Annotated in this window: 16 protein-coding genes; 12 read left to right on the top strand and 4 right to left on the bottom strand. The window is 34.7% G+C overall.

Going from position 1 to position 17,089, the window contains the following annotated elements:
• Positions 1 to 103 precede the first annotated feature (103 nt).
• The 5 genes from HFD15_RS03780 (at position 104) to HFD15_RS03760 (ending at position 5,501) form a co-directional block, all read left to right on the top strand.
• Positions 104 to 1,078, top strand: a complete 975-nt coding sequence (locus HFD15_RS03780; RefSeq protein ID WP_167593313.1) for a TDT family transporter — start codon at positions 104 to 106, stop codon at positions 1,076 to 1,078.
• 289 nt (positions 1,079 to 1,367) lie between these two features.
• A complete protein-coding gene (thiI, locus tag HFD15_RS03775) occupies positions 1,368 to 2,588 on the top strand; it encodes a tRNA uracil 4-sulfurtransferase ThiI (protein ID WP_058208483.1) in 1,221 nt (406 codons plus the stop codon).
• A 213-nt stretch (positions 2,589 to 2,801) separates the two neighbouring features.
• Complete coding sequence (locus tag HFD15_RS03770; RefSeq protein WP_058208484.1) at positions 2,802 to 4,205, top strand: MFS transporter; 1,404 nt, start codon at positions 2,802 to 2,804, stop codon at positions 4,203 to 4,205.
• 160 nt (positions 4,206 to 4,365) lie between these two features.
• A complete protein-coding gene (locus tag HFD15_RS03765; RefSeq protein ID WP_015425833.1) occupies positions 4,366 to 4,971 on the top strand; it encodes an FMN-dependent NADH-azoreductase in 606 nt (201 codons plus the stop codon).
• A gap of 95 nt (positions 4,972 to 5,066) precedes the next feature.
• Positions 5,067 to 5,501 (top strand): OsmC family protein, encoded by a 435-nt coding sequence (locus tag HFD15_RS03760; protein ID WP_003131602.1) that lies wholly within the window; start codon positions 5,067 to 5,069, stop codon positions 5,499 to 5,501.
• Between the two features lie 35 nt (positions 5,502 to 5,536).
• On the opposite strand, the gene HFD15_RS03755 is transcribed toward HFD15_RS03760, so the two are convergent.
• The 3 genes from HFD15_RS03755 to tyrS form a co-directional block, all read right to left on the bottom strand.
• Positions 5,537 to 7,579 (bottom strand): sodium:proton antiporter, encoded by a 2,043-nt coding sequence (locus HFD15_RS03755; protein ID WP_021721997.1) that lies wholly within the window; start codon positions 7,577 to 7,579, stop codon positions 5,537 to 5,539.
• A 90-nt stretch (positions 7,580 to 7,669) separates the two neighbouring features.
• Complete coding sequence (locus HFD15_RS03750; RefSeq protein WP_010905310.1) at positions 7,670 to 8,140, bottom strand: hypothetical protein; 471 nt, start codon at positions 8,138 to 8,140, stop codon at positions 7,670 to 7,672.
• A gap of 122 nt (positions 8,141 to 8,262) precedes the next feature.
• On the bottom strand, positions 8,263 to 9,522 hold the full coding sequence (gene tyrS / locus HFD15_RS03745) for a tyrosine--tRNA ligase (protein ID WP_058208485.1): 1,260 nt from the start codon (positions 9,520 to 9,522) through the stop codon (positions 8,263 to 8,265).
• A 144-nt stretch (positions 9,523 to 9,666) separates the two neighbouring features.
• On the opposite strand from tyrS, the gene HFD15_RS03740 reads away from it, so the two are divergent.
• Complete coding sequence (locus HFD15_RS03740) at positions 9,667 to 12,072, top strand: transglycosylase domain-containing protein (RefSeq protein WP_023188998.1); 2,406 nt, start codon at positions 9,667 to 9,669, stop codon at positions 12,070 to 12,072.
• 57 nt (positions 12,073 to 12,129) lie between these two features.
• Here the strand turns inward: HFD15_RS03740 and pepA are convergent, their stop codons facing one another.
• The gene (gene pepA, locus HFD15_RS03735; protein ID WP_058208486.1) at positions 12,130 to 13,197 is read right to left on the bottom strand and encodes a glutamyl aminopeptidase; all 1,068 of its coding nucleotides are present in this window, start codon (positions 13,195 to 13,197) and stop codon (positions 12,130 to 12,132) included.
• A 102-nt stretch (positions 13,198 to 13,299) separates the two neighbouring features.
• On the opposite strand from pepA, the gene HFD15_RS03730 reads away from it, so the two are divergent.
• The 6 genes from HFD15_RS03730 to groES all read left to right on the top strand — a co-directional run bounded on the left by HFD15_RS03730 (position 13,300) and on the right by groES (position 17,041).
• Entirely contained in the window at positions 13,300 to 13,584 is a 285-nt protein-coding gene (locus HFD15_RS03730; protein ID WP_012897223.1) for a hypothetical protein, read from the top strand.
• A 41-nt stretch (positions 13,585 to 13,625) separates the two neighbouring features.
• Positions 13,626 to 13,943, top strand: a complete 318-nt coding sequence (locus tag HFD15_RS03725) for a thioredoxin family protein (RefSeq protein ID WP_003131595.1) — start codon at positions 13,626 to 13,628, stop codon at positions 13,941 to 13,943.
• An 85-nt stretch (positions 13,944 to 14,028) separates the two neighbouring features.
• A complete protein-coding gene (ytpR, locus tag HFD15_RS03720) occupies positions 14,029 to 14,655 on the top strand; it encodes a YtpR family tRNA-binding protein (protein WP_003131594.1) in 627 nt (208 codons plus the stop codon).
• Between the two features lie 162 nt (positions 14,656 to 14,817).
• A complete protein-coding gene (nox, locus tag HFD15_RS03715; protein WP_023188995.1) occupies positions 14,818 to 16,158 on the top strand; it encodes a H2O-forming NADH oxidase in 1,341 nt (446 codons plus the stop codon).
• Positions 16,159 to 16,247: 89 nt separating this feature from the next.
• Complete coding sequence (locus HFD15_RS03710) at positions 16,248 to 16,637, top strand: single-stranded DNA-binding protein (protein ID WP_167593314.1); 390 nt, start codon at positions 16,248 to 16,250, stop codon at positions 16,635 to 16,637.
• Positions 16,638 to 16,756: 119 nt separating this feature from the next.
• Positions 16,757 to 17,041, top strand: a complete 285-nt coding sequence (gene groES / locus HFD15_RS03705) for a co-chaperone GroES (RefSeq protein WP_003131589.1) — start codon at positions 16,757 to 16,759, stop codon at positions 17,039 to 17,041.
• The last annotated feature ends 48 nt before the right edge of the window (positions 17,042 to 17,089 follow it).

The following is a 17,089-nucleotide window of genomic DNA, read 5'->3' as shown; positions in this document are numbered from 1 at the left end:
ATGATTATAATAATTTATTTTACAAATTAAATCAACTATTATATATTATTAATAGAATCAATTATTTAAGACGAATTAATAAAAAATATAGAAAGAGAAGTCTATGATGTATTCAAAATTCATATCATTTTTAAAACAAATTCCCCTCCCGATATGTGGCTTAATTTTGGGTTTAATATCCTTAGGGAATCTCCTTTACAGTAAAGGTTACCCTATTTTAGGAAATTCTTACGATATGTTAGGTTTATTCCTGATGTTTTTAATTTTGCTCAAGATAGTACTGGCAATGAAACATACAATTTCGACTTTGAATGACCCAATTGTAGCCTCTGTTTCACCAACTTTTACGATGTCTTTAATGGTACTAAGCGTATTTTTAAAACGTTTGTCCGGCTTTGGTCTTCTTGCGAATGTTACTTGGTGGACTGCTTTAATCTTGCATCTTATCTTAATGATGTATTTTATTTATCTTCATGTGCTACCAAAAGAATTAAAAATACATGATGTTTATCCAAGCTGGTTTATTACTTTTGTAGGCATTGGAGTAATATCGGCAACATCACCAGATTTCGGTCTTGAAGTGGGTAAAGTTGTGGTTTGGATAACATTACTCTTTTACTTTATTCTTCTTCCTATTGTTATGCATAGAGTTTTCATTTTACGAAAAATGCACAAATCTTTACTTCCTTTGATTATAATTATCACGGCACCAGGTTCACTTGGTTTAGTAGGATACCTCACTGTTGTAGAAGCAAAATCTAAAATATTCGTTATCTTTTTATTTATTTTATCGCAAGCTATCTATTTTATAACTTTAGGCTTGCTGACAAAACTTTTGAGAAGTGCCTTTTATCCTAGTTATGCTGCCTTTACATTTCCTCTCGTTATTTCTGCAACTGCGGTAAATTTAACAAGTAAACTCAGCGTTTTTCAGTTCCTGAATTTAGAATTATTAGCGAATATGGAAATCCTTATAGCAATTGCAATCGTTACTTATGTGCTCATCAGATACTGTATTTTTTTAGGATCAAAATTAATTCAGATTATGTCTGAAAAATATTCTCCTGAAAGTATATAAAAATAAATCATTGATAAAAATTACCACTAGGTTAATAATCTAGTGGCTTTTTATTTTGCTTTAAAAATAGAGTATATCAAGCTCAATAGAGCCTTAAGAAATCCTTTATAAATGAGACAATAATTTTAAAAATGCCTATAAAAAAAGGGACACATTGTGTTATAATTAGAACGCTGCGTGCTTTTTTTCTTTAAATAAAGAAGATTTGACTGGTTTTTTAACTTAAATCATTCATTTTTTTGAAGTATTTAATGATTAAAAGTATGCAAAAGAATATAGGAGAATAAAAATGACTGTATTATATGATGAAATCATGGTTCGTTATGGTGAACTTTCAACCAAAGGAAAAAATCGTGGTTACTTTATCAATCGTTTGGCAAAAAATATCCGCGAAGTCCTTGCAGATATGCCTGAATTAAAAATTACAGCAGTAAGAGATAGAGCACACATTGAACTTAATGGAGAAGATTATGCTGAAGTTTCAAATCGTTTAACAAAAGTTTTTGGAATCCAAAATTTTTCACCTTCAATCAAAGTCGAAAAATCAATGCCCATTATCAAAGAAGAAGTTGTGGCACTTTTTAAGGAGATTTATAGCGAAGGGCAGACTTTTAAAATTGCTACCAGACGAGCTGACCATAACTTTGAATTAGATTCAACAGAATTAAATATTGCTTTAGGAGATGTTGTTTTTGATAATTTCTCTTACGCAAAAGTACAAATGAAAAAGCCTGATATCACATTGCGCGTTGAAATCAGACAAGATGCGACTTATCTTAGTTTTGAAGATATAAAAGGTGCTGGAGGAATGCCAGTCGGAACAGCAGGACGTGGACATCTAATGCTCTCAGGTGGAATTGATTCACCAGTTGCAGGTTATTTAGCGTTGAAACGCGGAGTTGAGATTGAGGCTGTTCACTTTGCTAGCCCTCCTTACACTTCACCAGGAGCTTTGAAGAAAGCCAAAGACTTAGCAGCTAAATTAACCGTTTTTGGAGGTTCAATTACCTTTATTGAAGTACCATTTACCGAGATTCAAGAAGAAATAAAAGCCAAGGCTCCACAAGCATATTTGATGACAATTACACGCCGTTTTATGATGCGCGTGGTTGATCGGGTTCGTGAAGAACGTGGTGGAAAAGTGATTATTAATGGAGAATCTTTGGGACAAGTTGCTAGCCAAACGCTTGGCTCAATGTCTGCCATTAATGAAGTAACTAATACTCCAGTTATTCGACCAGTAGTAACAATGGATAAAAATGAAATTATTGAAATAGCTGAAAAAATCGATACTTTTAATTTATCAATTCTACCATTTGAAGATTGTTGTACTGTCTTTGCACCACCTTCTCCAAAAACAAATCCAAAACTTGAAAATTGTATTCAATATGAAAAGAGAATGGATGTTGAGGGGATGGTTGACCGTGCGGTCAAAGGAATTATGCTCACAACAATTACTGGTGAAAACTGGGACCAAACTGAAGAAGAAGAGTTTGCTGATTTCTTATAATAAAAAATGCTACTTATAATATTATGAGTAGCATTTTCATTTGATTAGGAAACTACGATTGATAGTCTAAACTTGACAAAGATTGGAAACAAGGATATAATTACCAACGTTATTTATAAACTTAGAAAAAATTAATTGAGTTCATCAGTATAGCAAGACTTATTAGGAATTTTATTTAAAGAAGATGATACTCAATTTATAGGAAAGGATTTTATGTCAGACAGAATAAAGGCTTTAATTGCCTTAGGGATATTTACATTTATGTCAACATTGGATGGTTCAATTGTTAATATTGCTCTACCAACAATGTCAAAGGAGCTTCATGTCTCTACTTCTCAAATCACTTGGGTGGTGACAATCTATTTAATTGTAATTTCAGCGATTGTACTGATTTTTGGCCGTTTAGGCGATTTAATAGGTAAATCACGAATTGCCCGCATTGGTTGGGGAATTTTTATTTTAGGCTCTGCACTTGCTGGGTTAAATTTTGGTTGGGGCTTAGGTTTTCTTCTTTTTGCACGGGTGATTCAGGCTATTGGGGCGTCAATGTTTATGGCAACCGCTTTTGGAATTATTTCAGAAATTTTCCCACCTGAAAGTCGAGCAAGAGCACTTTCCATTTCAGCGATGTTTGTATCGGTTGGCTCAATCGCTGGACCTGCCCTTGGAGGACTGATTTTACAGGTCGCTTCATGGAATTATATCTTTTGGATAAATGTCCCTATCGGAATTTTAGCATGGATTTTTGGAAATCATGCTTTGCCAAAAGAAAAAACCAGTGGAAAATGGTCGGATATTGATTTTAAAGGTGGAACATTAATGACTTCTGTTATTGTTTTACTTTTCTTAGCTCTTAATTTTGGGCAAGCTTTGGGTTGGACCAATCCATTAATTATTATTGGTGCATTGCTTGGCTTTATTCTCTTTGGAATATTTATTTTAACAGAGAAAAAGGTCGCTCAGCCTTTGCTTGATTTAGGAATTTTTAAATCAAAATTATTTTCAATGAGTATTATTATGGCTCTCTTTAATTTTACAGTAGCGATGTTCTCAAGTATTTTGTTACCATTCTACTTACAAGATTTTAGAAATTATGGGCCAGGCTTGGCAGGGATGATTATGATGGCTTATCCTGTTGCTATGCTGATTGCTAGCCCTTTAGCAGGTTCGGCAGCAGATAAAATGGATAAAGAAATTGTTACTTTTGTAGGAATTTCAGGGATTGTTTTGTCACAGCTCGGCTATTTACTGATAAATCCGCATTCTGCTCCATGGCTAGTTGTTGTTATTCTTTTGATTCAAGGAATGTCTATGGGGATTTTCCAAAGTCCGAACAATGCTTTGATTATGGAAACTGTTGACCGTAAGTATTTAGGAATTGCTGGGTCAGTTAATTCTCTTGCCCGTAATATGGCCTTTGTTTTAGGGACGTCTTTAGCAACATTGATTTTATTCACAGCGATGTCTAATCAGTTGGGGTATAAGGTAACAACTTATTTGCACAATCAACCAGATGTCTTTTTACACGGTTTCCACGTGGCCTTCTATTTTTCAACATTTCTTGTTTTAGTAACTTGGGTTCTTGGCTTATTCCGCTTGTTGGGACGTAAAAAGTAAAATAAAAACAATCTAAATGATTGTTTTTTTACTGACAGAATTTCTGTCAGTAAAATGTTTACATGTGTAAATTTTCACGTACTAAATATATTGATAATTTAGAAAAGTTTGCTATAATAATTTTTATAACACAAAAATAATTTCTATAAAGGAACAAAATATGTCTAAACTTCTTGTTGTAAAAGGTCACCCACTTACTGCTGATTATTCACTTTCACTCAAAGGTCTTGATGCTTTCGTCAAAGCCTATAAAGCTGCTCATCCAGAAGATGAAATTGAAGAACTAGATGTTTTCAGTGCTGATATTCCAACTTTGAATACTGAATTGGTCAGTGCAATGTTCGCAGGTGAGAATGCTGAACTTACAGCTTCACAAAAAGATAAATTGGCTCGTTTTGCTGGTTTTACAGAACAATTTTTGTCAGCTGATAAAGTAGTCATTGCTAATCCAATGTATAACTTGATGATTCCTGCTGAACTTAAATCTTGGGTTGATACAGTCAATGTTGCCGGTAAAACATTCAAATATACAGCCGAAGGTCCTGTTGGTTTAGCAAATGGCAAAAAAGTCTTGCACTTACAAGCTAATGGTGGAGTTTATGGAGCACAAGATCCAGCAACAATTTACATGTCAGCAATCTTCAATTTTATCGGTAGCGATTTTAGACAAATTGCTGTTGAAGGACATGCTTATGATCCAGAAAAAACAGAAGAACTTCTTGCTGAATTCATTAATAAAGTAGAGTTAGAAGCTCAAACATTCTAAAGAAAAGTCTGTCATTGAACAGACTTTTTATTGAATTTACAGACAGAAAATAGGAGAGTCATATTTTTTCTGTCAGTAAATTGAAAGGATAAAAAATGGTAAAACATCTTTTTAATTCACATATTGATTGGGTAGGGGGAAGAAATTCCATCGGTGACTTACAGGCTGGGGCGCTGAATGAAAAAATTTCAATTCCTAAAACTATGGATGGACCAGGAGTCGGAACAAATCCTGATGAAATGCTACTCGGAGCAGCCAGTACCTGTTATTCGATTACATTAGCTGCCATGCTTGAGCGAAATGATATTCTCCTGGAACATCTGAAAGTAGATGCTAAAGGAATAGTTGATGTGACAAAAGGAACCTTTACTTATGAAAAAATAACTTATCATGTCGCTATGAAATTGACAAAAGAGTCAGATGAAGTTAAAGCAATTAAACTTGCCAAACGGGCAGAAAGTTCTTGCATGATTTCAAGAGCGATTCAAGGAAATATTGAGTTAGAAACGATTATTAGAATTGAAAAATAAAAAGTTACTGACAGGTCTGTCAGTAACTTTTTATTTTAATTTTTATTTTTCCGACGTTCTAAGAAGTCAAAAAGTAATGTATGATGATTACTTGCAAGTGAATAATCTTCAAGAATATTAACATTAAGACGCATATCTTTGGCTTCTCGTGCAGTAATTGCTCCAGAAAGTTCATGTTCAAAAATGACTTTACGTTCCAAATAATAGGCCCGCATCATTTCGGTAATGTTGTTAGGCTGAGCCTTATTCATCATCCGTGAAATATGACCACCAGTTGCGACAATTTCAGATGTTCTTAAACGTTCTGATTGTAAGAAATTCAATAGTTGCTCATCAAAGACACCATTTAAATTATCAAGAGCTTGCAAGATAAGTTCGGTATTATTGAAATAAAGTTCAGTAATTTCATCTCGTGTTGTTTCCATTGCCGCCTTTGTTTTCTTGAAATAAAAGTCAACATGTAAGACACGAGAGGTAAGTAAATGAAAAGCACGCAAGGCAATAACATAAACAAATTGGATACTGGAAACCAGTGAATGGACAATACTTGTTTCTAATGAGCGAATATATCGTTGATAAGTTCGGTAAGTATACATTGAAATTTTATTTTCACGCAAGGCAACTTCAAGCCCTTCAGATTCAATTCGGATAATCAAAAGTTGCAAATCATTGTAATCAATCGCCATATCTGTTGACTCTTGTTCAATAATTAATTGTTGAATTCGTTCCTGATAAGCATCAATAGCGATATCATAACCCTGAGGGTTTTTAGCCGATTTCATATCGTGATGTAATTCATCAACTACCTCAGATAAAATCGCAATTTTAGAGATATTATTAACTTTAGAAACTTTTTTAACCGCAAAGAAAGGAAGAATGAACATTCCAACTAAGAAACTTAAGCCAGTTACCGCAGCGGCTAGAAAGACGAGAACGGGTTGAACATCTACAGTTCGTGGAACCAAAAGAATCGTTGCGATACTTACTGTTCCTTTAGAACCAGCAAAAGTGAGGAGAAATACATCATTCCAATAAGCAGAAAACGGTTGTTTTTGTTTAAGGGAGCGAAGCCAATAATAAAAAGCAATGACAATAAATCTGAGTGCAAATAATCCAGCAGTCAAGGCAAGAGCAAGAACAATTAAAAGTGCTGATGAATAAACAGGATCAACTAAAAGTGGAACTACAAGTTGATAAAGTTCAATTCCTAAGAAAAGAAAGACAAAGGAATTTAAAATAAATGTTAAAGTATCCCAAATTGTACTCTTGAGTTTTTCAACTTGAGCATCAAATAAAGTAGTTCTCTTAAGACCGTTTGCTGACATGACTCCAGCAACAACTGCAGCAATGATTCCAGAAACATGTAATTCTTCGGAAATGAGAAAGGCAGCAAGAGGAACAACCAGCTCTAAAAGAAGATAACCAGAAACATCCCGTGCGTCAACATCTTCCAGAAGTCTTAAGACAAGTCCTTTGATGTAAATTAAAGTAAAACCAATAGCAGCTCCACCAAGTGCTGAAATAACTAATTTCATTGTTGCATCTGGGAAAGAGAAATAACCAGTAACTAAAGCAACTAAAGCAATCTGAAAAGAAATAATTCCGGAAGCATCATTGAGCAAACCTTCACCTTGCAAAACACTCATAACCCGACGAGGGAAAGAGAAATTCTTTGATAAAGCTCCAACAGCTACAGCATCAGTAGGAGCGAGACTTGCTCCTAAGGCAAAGCAAGCAGCTAAAGGTAATCCCATGTAAATCCAATTAGAAATCAAACCCAATCCAAGGGTTGTAATGAAGACAAGAGGGAAAATTAAAACTAAAATAATTTTACTATGTTTTAAAATGTGTTTGACATCAGCTTCTTCGCTTTCTCTAAAAAGAAGAGGAGCAATAATAAATCCTAAGAAAAATTCAGGTGCGACATGTAAAACCTCGTCAGCACCAAAAAAGCCCAAAATAAGTCCTAAAACCACTTGAATAAGAGGGAGGGCAAGTTTTGGGAAAACTTTGTTAAGGACATTTGAAAAAACTAATACCAAAAGGAAAACAATGACATAAAAAATAATATGGAGCATAGAGTCCTTTCTGTGTAATTGACTAATGAGCGCTAAAAAGTACAAAGTAGAGCTATCAAAGCTAGCTCTACCGTACCTAATCTACATAATTTATTTCAAACGATTAATTGCTTTTTTCTTCAAAGCAATTTTTTCATTGATTTTTGAGCAGTCTTTTTTACCTAAAAGCGCTTTACAACGTTTGAGTTCCAAATCAGTGAGTTGACGTTTTACACGTTCTTTACGAGCAGCATCAAACTCACCATTTTTAATTAATTCAAGTTTTTGTTCAAGAATTAATTTTTTATTTTTAACTGCATCAATATAATATTTAAGCTCAGAAATATCATCGGCACTTGCATTTTTAGCCAACAAATCCCCTAATTTTTCATCAAGGGTAACGAGCTTATCAGTAAGTAGTTCAAGTTTAGCGTTGAGCTTTTCTTCTTTTTCTTCATCCGAAAGGGCCATGAAAGCTTCAAATTTCTTACTATCATCAAGTTTTTCAGATTCTTCAGGACGTTTATTGATGTACATCTCACGCAATTTATTTAACTTATCTTCAAATTTTTTATCTATCATTTTGATCACCTAAAAACATATTCAGTACAGTTATTATAACATATTATGGCCTAAAAGAAAGAGCAATGCTCAAATTTTTTAATAAAAAAATCTGTCCCATTTAGAACAGAATTTTTGTTTTATTAATAAGTCAAAACGAAGTTTTTCTTTTTCCCACGACGAATGACAGTTAAACGATTTTCAATTTTATCTGAATCTGTAATAATATAATCAAGTGCTTGAACACGTTCACCATTGATATAAATCGCACCATTTGTAATATCTTCACGAGCTTGTCTTTTTGAAGGAGCTATTCCAGCAGAGATTAAAAGTTCAACTAAAGTTAAATCTTCATCATCAGTAACTTGATGTTGTGGAGCTGCTTTAAGACCAGTTAAGATTGATTTAGCATCTAATTGACGCAAATCTCCGCCGCCAAATAAGATTTCTGATGTTTTAACTGCTTGTTCATAAGCTGCTTTTCCGTGAACTAAGCTGACAACTTCACGAGCCAAAACTTTTTGGGCCAAACGCTCATGACGAGCTGCTTCAAATTGTTCTTCAATTTCAGCAATCTCTTCTAATGAAAGGAAGGTGAAAATTTTCAACATTTTTACAGCATCTGCATCATCAACATTAAGCCAAAATTGGTACATTTCATAAGGAGATGTTTTATCAGCATCAAGCCAAATTGCATTTCCTTCTGATTTACCGAATTTTTTACCAGTTGAATCTGTAATTAATGGAATAGTAATAACATGACCTTGCTTGTTCGCTTTACGACGTAAAAGCTCTGTTCCAGCAGTCATATTTCCCCATTGATCAGAACCACCAAGTTGTAAAGTAACATTGTGCAATTGGTTCAATTCGTAGAAATCATAACCTTGCATAATTTGGTAAGCAAATTCTGTATAAGAAATTCCACTTTCCATCCGTGATTTTACAGAGTCTTTAGAAATCATGTAGTTAACGGTGAAATGTTTACCCACATCTCTGAGGAAATCAATAAAAGTCAGATTTTCAAACCAGTTGTAGTTATTGGTCATTTCTGCCTTATTTTCACCATTTTCAAAATCCAGGAAACGCTCAAGCTGACTACGGATTTTTCCAGACCATTTTGTTACAGTGTCTTTTGTTTGAAGTGAACGTTCTGAATCTTTGAAAGAAGGATCACCAATCAAACCAGTTGCACCACCAACAAGCGCATAAGGTTTATGTCCAGCCATTTGTAGACGTTTCATTGTCAAAATTAGTACAAGATTACCTAAATGAAGGGAATCAGCGGTAGGGTCATATCCTACATAATAGGAAACCATGTCCTCCGTCAGCGCTTTAGAAAGCGCAGCTTCGTCCGTTGTTTGGAAAACCAAACCACGTGCTTTAAGTTCGTCAAAAATGTTCATAAAAAAATCCTTTCTATAATGATTGAGCTGTCCACTTTGGATAAAAAGTAAAAAAATTAACAGCACTGTTTTACATTATAACAAATTAATAAAAAAAATTCTGAAAGTGGCGAAAAATTATTTTAAATTTGATATAATAAAGGCATGAAAAAATCCTCAATTGACTCGCAAGAAGAAGCACGTGCGCGTTTAAAAGAAAAAATGGAAAATAAGCGGCGGAAACAAAGTAAGTCTCTGTCCAAAAATCCTAAAGATAATGATGAAAAATCGGGTTGGTCAATCACTTTTAAGGTGGTCCGCGGACTAATTGTAATTTTTGGAATAATTTTTGCTTTAGTGGGTGTCTTTGGTGCGGCGACAGGTGTAGGCTATTTTGCTCGATTGGTTGAGCAAACGAAGACACCAAATAAAACGGAAATGCTTGCAAAAATTAATGATATTCATGGCGTTTCTGTCATTAATTATAGTAATGGTCAAGCAATCTCGGATATCTCTAGTGATTTGGTGCGTGTTACCGTCAAAAGTGACGAGATTTCTCCTAATGTTAAAAATGCTTTAATTGCAACAGAAGATGATAGCTTTAAAACGAATAAGGGCGTGGTTCCTAAGGCAGTTGTTCGTGGAATTCTTGGTTCAGTAGGTGGTGGCACAAGTTCTGGTGGTTCAACCCTTACCCAACAGTTAATTAAACAACAAGTTTTAGGAGATAGTGTTACCTTCCAACGTAAAGCTAGTGAAATTGTCTATGCTCTTAAACTTAATAGCTACTTGAGTAAAGACCAAATTTTGACTGATTATTTAAATGTCTCACCTTTTGGGCGAAATAATAAAGGACAAAATATTGCAGGGATTCAAGAAGCTTCTCTTGGTATATTTGGAAAATCTGCTAAGGATTTAACAATACCTGAGGCTGCTTTTATTGCTGGGTTGCCACAAAGTCCTATCGTGTATTCTCCTTATGCGGCTGATGGTTCTCTAAAGTCAAAAGAAAACATGAGTTACGGTCTTGAACGTCAAAAAGAAGTCTTGTTTTATCTTTATCGTGGGGGCTATATTTCAGAAGCTGATTACAAGAAATACAAAGCTTATGATATTTCAACAGAATTTTTACAACCAGGAGTAGCTCAATCACAAGAACATGGTTATTTATATAATGTTGTTTATAATGAAGCAATTACTGATATCTATAATTATTTGATTAAGCGAGATAAAGTTTCGGCGACTGATTTAGGAAATGATAGTACTAAACAACGTTATCGAGAATTAGCTGAACAGTCATTGCAAAACGGTGGTTATACAGTAACTACAACTATTAATCAACAAGTATATGATGCAATGCAAAATGCTGTAACCAATCACAGTGATTTGATGCAAGACGGTACGGGTCTTATTCAAACTGGTAATGTATTAATGGATAATAAAACAGGGGCTGTTTATGGCTTTATTGGCGGTTTGGATTTTTCACAAAGCCAAGTAAACCATGCCTTTGATACTAAACGTTCACCTGGTTCTTCAATCAAACCAATACTAGCTTATGGACCGGCAATTGACATGGGCTTGATGGGTTCTGCAAGTGTTCTATCTAACTATCCCGCAAAATATTCGAGTGGGCAAGACATCGAACACGTCGGCAATAAGGGAACGGAGATGATGCCATTTTCAGAAGCCTTGAATGTTTCTTATAATATTCCTGCTTATTGGACCTACCAAACGATTTTGAATAAAGGAAAATCTGTTGAACCTTACATGACGAAGATGGGATATGATGTTGCAGATTATTCTGTAGAGTCACTTCCTCTTGGAGGAGGAATTGATCCAACGGTGGTTCAACATACGAATGGTTATCAAACTTTAGCCAATGGTGGAAAATATGAACCATGGTATATTGTTGATAGTATCAAAGATGATACAGGAAATGTAATTTATCAACATCAAACTACTGGGGGGACTCAAGTATATTCTGAAGCAACATCTACCATTATGGAATATATGCTTCAAGATGCTATTAAATCTCAAAAAACAAGTAAGTTTTATGGTGAGTTACAAAGCCTTAATTCTTCTCTTGCAACTAATGTTCAATGGGCTGGTAAAACAGGAACAACTGATAATTATACAGACGTTTGGATGATGCTTTCGACACCTTCAGTGACACTTGGTAGTTGGGCTGGTCACGATGACAATTCTGCAATGTCTCAGAATTCAGGTTTTATTAATAACGCAAAATTTACAGCTAATTTGGTGAATGCAATTAATGCTGCCGATCCAAATATTTTCGGACCTGGTCAAAAATTTACTGACCCTAATAGTGATCCAAATGTGACTAAGAGTAAAGTATTAGTTTCTACGGGTGAAAAACCAGGAAAAGTTAATGTTAAATTATCAAATGGTAAGACACAAGAGGTTAGTCTCGGTGGAGACACTACGACAAGCTTCTGGGCTACAAAGTCTGGTGCCCCTACAACCACATATGATTTTTCTATTGGTGGTTCGGCAAGTGATATAGCTGCTGGTTGGAAAAAGATATTGCCTAATTATAACTTTGGTCAATAAAATACAAAAAATCACTAGGATAGGTTTCCTAGTGATTTTTTCTTTTGTTTTTTAAATTTAATAGTTTTTAATTTCAGCTACTTTTTCAGTACTAAGTGATGTTACGATATTTCTCAAGAAAGTTTGTGCTTGATTGAAATCATCAATATTGAAAATTGTTTGATGACTGTGAATATAACGAGCAACAACACCAATCGTTGTTGAAGGGACTCCATTATTAGCTAAGTGGGCAGCACCTGCATCAGTTCCACCTTTAGCCATATAAACTTGGGTTTTAACTTTAGCCTTATCGGCAGTTTCAAGCAAGAAATTTTTCATTCCAGGGAGCATAATATGACCTGGGTCAAAGAAACGAAGCGTTGTTCCTTCTCCAAGACGACCGTTGTCATCACCAAACGTATCACTAGCAGGTGAACAATCAACAGCAAAGAACAAATCAGGCTTGAACATAGTTGTAGAAACTTTGGCTCCACGAAGGCCAACTTCTTCTTGAACATTGGCTCCGATAATCAATGTAGCAGGTAATTCTTTGTCAGCTAAAAATTCAAGAAGTTCAAGAATCATTAAACAACCGTAACGATTGTCCCAAGCTTTAGAAATAATATTTTTACCATTAGCAGAGAGAATTGTTTCAGTTTCTGGAATGATTACATCACCTTGAGCGATTCCAAATTCTGCAGCTTCTGCAGCATTCTCAAAAGCTCCATCAAAGACAATATCAGAAATGGCAGGAATTTGAGGAGTAACACCAGTTCCACGAAGAAGATGTGGAGGAAGCCCACCAGTTACGACAGGAATTTTTTTACCTGTACGTGTGAATAATGTAAAACGTTGTCCAGAGACAACTAAAGGATTCCAACCACCAAGTGGAGCGACCCGGAATGTTCCGTCAGCTTTGATTGAGCTGACCATAAAGCCAACTTCATCCATGTGGGCTGCAATCATAATACGTGGGGCATTTGCTACTTTTGAAGTTTTAGTGACAAATATACCACCAAGACCATCAAATTCTGGTTGATAACCAAGAGCAATCATGCGTGTTTTTAAATAGTCACGAACAGATCCCTCAAAACCAGAAGTCGCTTGAATTTCTGTCAGTGCTTTTACTTTGTCGAATAGTTCCATTTTTCTCCTCCGGAATACTGAAAAATTTACTGACAGATTTGTCAGCAAAAATTTTGATGATTTACACTATAATTATACCAAGAAATATGTTAAAATTTCCATATGAAAAAAATACTAAAGTTTGGTTTGGGAATTATTGCGGGTGCAACAGTTGCTCACGTTGCTTATCATGGCTATAAAACTATGGAAGAAGAAGTGATTCATGAACTTACTGACAGAGCTCGGCAACATTTTTCAACAAGAAAAATAGACGCTTTTTGGATTTTTGAGGAGCCGACTACGGGTGCTCTTTTTGAGGGAGGACTTGTCAGTGAAAATAAGGCAATCACTTTTGAAATCAATGCTAAAACTTTAGAAGTCTTTGAAAAAAATGAAGAAATTCTGTAAGAATGCTTAGTATTCATTTAGAAATAAAAGGAGAATGTAGAATGATTATTCCAGAAAATATTGAAAATTTAGCCGAACTTGTAAAAGGACCGGAAAAGACAGTCTTCTTTTTCACGGCTGGTTGGTGCGGAGATTGTAATTTTATTAAGCCAAAAATGCCAGAAATTGAAGTAGAAAATCCAGACTTTAAATTTGTTGAAGTAGACCGTGATGAATATATGGATCTTGCGATTGAATGGGGAATTATGGGAATTCCAAGTTTTGTCGTGATTGAGGATGGCAAAGAAAAAGCTCGTCTAGTAAATAAATTACGTAAAACAAAAGAAGAAGTCAATACTTTCTTAGCGAGTGCGAAATAGTATCATCGCAGGACAAGCGTTGATATATTAAGAATTATATTCTATAATAATCAAAGTTAAGAAATTAAAAGGGAAAAATAAGAAAATGATTGCAACATACAACACAAATGTCGGTGACGTTTTAATGCTTATCACTGCAAATGATAAGGGAGAAAAAGTAAACTTCGAACGTAAGGGAAAAGTAGCTCGTGTTTTTATTGAAGAAACTGGAGCGACGGTTGCTTGGAATATTTTTGAAGCGAAATCTCTATTGGCTAATTTGTCAGGAAATGGTCAAGTCGTCTTATCATCTGATGATATTGAAACGTTGAACAAAGAGCTTGGTAAATCAGGATTTAGCGATGTTCTTGTTCACGATGCACAACCCAAATTTGTTGTCGCTGAAATTGTTGAAATGGAAGATCATCCAGATTCAGACCATTTACATATCTGTAAAGTTAATGTTGGTTTTGCCGATCCAGTACAAATTGTTTGTGGTGCTCCAAACGCAGCTCTTGGCTTAAAAACAGTTGCTGCTTTACCTGGTGCTATGATGCCTAACGGCTCATTGATTTTCCCAGGAGCCCTTCGTGGTGTTCAATCTTACGGAATGCTTTGTTCAGCTCGTGAACTTGAATTACCAAATGCTCCTGAGGTTCGTGGAATCATTGAATTATCATCAGATTTATCCGCTGGTAAAGCTTTTGATTCAGAAACAATGTGGCAAGCATAATAATAAAACTGTCAAAATAGTTTATTTTGGCAGTTTTTTTTATCTAAAAAAATAAAATAATTTTTTCACAAAGTTCACAAGCGCTTACAAAAGAAAATAGAAGGACTTATGCTAAACTGAATAATGTAAAAAGAATTTTACATTTAAAGGAGAATTATTAGCATGAAAATCGTAGTTATCGGTACGAACCACGCAGGCATTGCTACAGCAAATACATTAATTGATCAATATCCAGGCCATGAGATTGTTATGATTGACCGTAACAGTAATATGAGTTACTTGGGGTGTGGGACAGCTATTTGGGTCGGAAGACAAATTGAAAAACCAGATGAGCTGTTTTATGCCAAAGCAGAAGATTTTGAAAAAAAGGGAGTAAAGATATTAACAGAAACAGAAGTTTCAGAAATTGACTTTACTAATAAAATGATTTATGCCAAGTCAAAAACTGGAGAAAAGATTACAGAAAGTTATGATAAACTCGTTCTGGCAACAGGTTCACGTCCAATTATTCCTAACTTGCCAGGAAAAGATCTTAAAGGCATTCATTTTTTAAAACTTTTTCAAGAAGGGCAAGCCATTGACGAAGAGTTTGCTAAGAATGATGTGAAACGGATTGCTGTGATTGGTGCTGGTTATATTGGGACAGAAATTGCTGAAGCTGCCAAACGTCGTGGAAAAGAAGTTCTACTTTTTGATGCAGAAAGTACTTCACTTGCTTCATATTATGATGAAGAGTTTGCTAAAGGAATGGATGAAAATCTTGCCCAACATGGAATTGAACTCCATTTTGGGGAATTGGCTCAAGAGTTTAAGGCAAATGAAAAAGGTCATGTATCACAGATTGTAACTAATAAATCAACTTATGATGTTGACCTCGTTATTAATTGTATTGGATTTACAGCCAATAGTGCATTGGCTGGTGAACATTTAGAAACCTTTAAAAATGGAGCAATCAAAGTGGATAAACATCAACAAAGTAGTGACCCAGATGTTTATGCTGTAGGAGATGTTGCCACAATCTATTCTAATGCTTTACAAGACTTCACCTACATTGCCCTTGCCTCAAACGCTGTTCGCTCAGGGATTGTTGCTGGTCATAATATTGGAGGAAAATCAATAGAATCTGTTGGTGTACAAGGTTCTAATGGAATCTCTATTTTTGGTTACAATATGACTTCTACGGGCTTGTCGGTTAAAGCTGCTAAAAAAATCGGCCTAGAAGTTTCATTTAGTGATTTTGAAGATAAGCAAAAAGCATGGTTCCTTCATGAAAATAATGATAGTGTGAAAATTCGTATCGTTTATGAAACAAAAAGTCGCAGAATTATTGGTGCTCAACTTGCTAGCAAGAGTGAAATAATTGCAGGAAATATTAATATGTTTAGTTTAGCTATTCAAGAAAAGAAAACGATTGATGAATTAGCCTTACTTGATTTATTCTTCTTACCACACTTCAATAGTCCATATAATTACATGACTGTTGCAGCTTTAAATGCAAAATAAACCATAAAAATCTATCAATTGATAGATTTTTTATTTTTTTTGTGACAAATGTCCTAACTTTACGTATAAAAAGTTAGGAGGATTTTATTATGAATAAAACCATGTTAATTGGACGCTTAACCAGTGCGCCAGAAATTTCAAAAACAACAAATGATAAATCATATGTCCGTGTGACCTTAGCAGTCAATCGCCGTTTCAAAAATGAAAAAGGAGAACGAGAGGCAGATTTTATTTCAATTATTATTTGGGGAAAATCTGCAGAAACTTTAGTTTCTTACGCAAAAAAAGGAAGTCTTATTTCAATTGAAGGAGAAATTAGAACTAGAAATTATACGGATAAGCAAAATCAAAAACATTATGTCACAGAAATCTTAGGACTGAGTTATTATTTACTTGAAAGTAGGGCAACAATCGCTTTACGAGAAAGCGCTATAAAGACTGAAGAAACCTTACTTGATGCGGAAGAACTCCCTTTCTAATTTATTTCATAAAATCTAAATGTTTTCTCTTGACTAAATCTGACCATTGAGATAAAATAAGAATATGTTAGCACTCGTTTAATAAGAGTGCTAAAAAATAAAAAATGGAGGAAAATATAATGTTGAAACCTTTAGAGAATCGCGTAGTTTTACGTGTAAAAGAAGAAGAGGAAAAATCAATGGGTGGAATTGTGTTAACAAGCGCTTCCCAAGAAAAACCTCAAACAGCTGAAGTTGTTGCCGTCGGTGAAGGGAAAACAAATCATCATGGAACACTGATTTCTCCACTCGTAAAAGTAGGGGACACAGTAATTTTTGAAAAATTTGCTGGAACGACCGTAAAAATGGATGGTGAAGAATTCTTGATTCTCAAAGATTCAGACCTTCTTGCAATTGTAGAGTAAAATTATAAAAGCAATCATTTTTTTTGGTTGTCTTTTGTCTATCTTAAA

It is taken from the genome of Lactococcus sp. EKM203L, from assembly GCF_011800585.1.
GTDB lineage: Bacteria > Bacillota > Bacilli > Lactobacillales > Streptococcaceae > Lactococcus > Lactococcus lactis.
Note: the sequence above shows the minus strand (reverse complement) of the source record. Positions and strands in the feature narration are given on the sequence as shown.